General features: G+C 46.5%; 2 protein-coding genes. One reads left to right on the top strand and one right to left on the bottom strand.

The window, feature by feature from the left end; all coding sequences use genetic code 11:
• The coding region (gene glpG / locus R7O12_RS26065; RefSeq protein ID WP_318126951.1) for a rhomboid family intramembrane serine protease GlpG at positions 1-652 on the top strand (652 nt) is incomplete at its 5' end.
• Positions 653-711: 59 nt separating this feature from the next.
• Here the strand turns inward: glpG and R7O12_RS26060 are convergent.
• Complete coding sequence (locus R7O12_RS26060) at positions 712-1,122, bottom strand: flagellar basal body-associated protein FliL (protein WP_318126950.1); 411 nt, start codon at positions 1,120-1,122, stop codon at positions 712-714.
• Positions 1,123-1,158: the final 36 nt, after the last annotated feature.

Below are 1,158 nucleotides of genomic sequence, written 5' to 3'. Positions count from 1 at the left end.
CAAATACAGCGCCGCTTCCTGGGACGTTGCCGATACTCGTAAGAGCCAATTTCATTACGCTAGCCCAAGCATCATGGGAATGATCAAAGCCAAAGCCGGTCCAGTGACCTTATTGATCATGACCGTATGCGCCGTGATTTATGGTTTGCAGATGTTAGGCTTTGGAAATGGGGTATTTGCTCTGTTGCACTTTCCCGCGTTTGAAGGCCAGCAATGGCAATTGTGGCGTTGGGTGAGTCATGCATTGCTGCATTTCTCGGTAACACACATCATCTTTAACTTGTTGTGGTGGTGGCAACTTGGTGGCGATATTGAACGTCGACTTGGTTCTGGCAAGTTACTGCAAATCTTTGTGGTGTCTGCGGCACTCTCTGGTGCTGGCCAGTTCTATGTTGAAGGTGCGAACTTCGGCGGGTTATCTGGTGTTGTGTACGCGCTACTCGGCTATTTGTGGGTTTTGGGTTACCGTTTACCTCACTTAGGTTTAACGCTGCCGAAATCCATCATTGGTTTTATGTTGGTGTGGCTGGTACTTGGTTTTGTGCAACCGTTTATGGCCATTGCCAATACGGCTCACTTAGCTGGCTTGTTGGCCGGGATGGCGATTGCGCTGTTCGATTCGGGCAAGCAGAAATACCAACAACAAGCGTGATAGCAAAAACAAAAAAAGGCCGCTCGAAAGCGGCCTTTTTGTATCTAAAGCAGCGTTACTTACTGATAGAGGTATTTGGTAAACAGCAAATCAGCAATGACGGTTTTCCCGGTCTCTGGCAGTAAGGTTTCGTTTAGCTCTTTCACCAACGTTTTGCGTAGGTCTTCTCGGCCAGAAAGCGACTTGATCGTATCTTCGGTTTGTTTGCCTAGGAGTTCGATGACTGCATCGCGAATCAAGGGTTGATGGTGCTCAACAATCGCTAGGTCTTGTTGGCTCATCACCATGATGTCGATACGCACTTGTACGTAGCCTAATTTTTTACCTTTGGTGTAAAAGTTAGTGGTTAAATCTGGCTCTAGGGTGAAGTACGCTAATTTTGGTCCAGTCTCTTCCGTTTCAGCCCAACTTGGTGCGGAGATCAGGATTGTTAACGCAAAAATAATTTGGGCTATATAACGTTTGTACATATTTCTAACTTTTCTTTCTCTGGATCGCGATATTCG

This window comes from Vibrio sp. Vb1574 (assembly GCF_033338675.1).
This window is presented reverse-complemented; position numbering and strand designations above follow the sequence as displayed.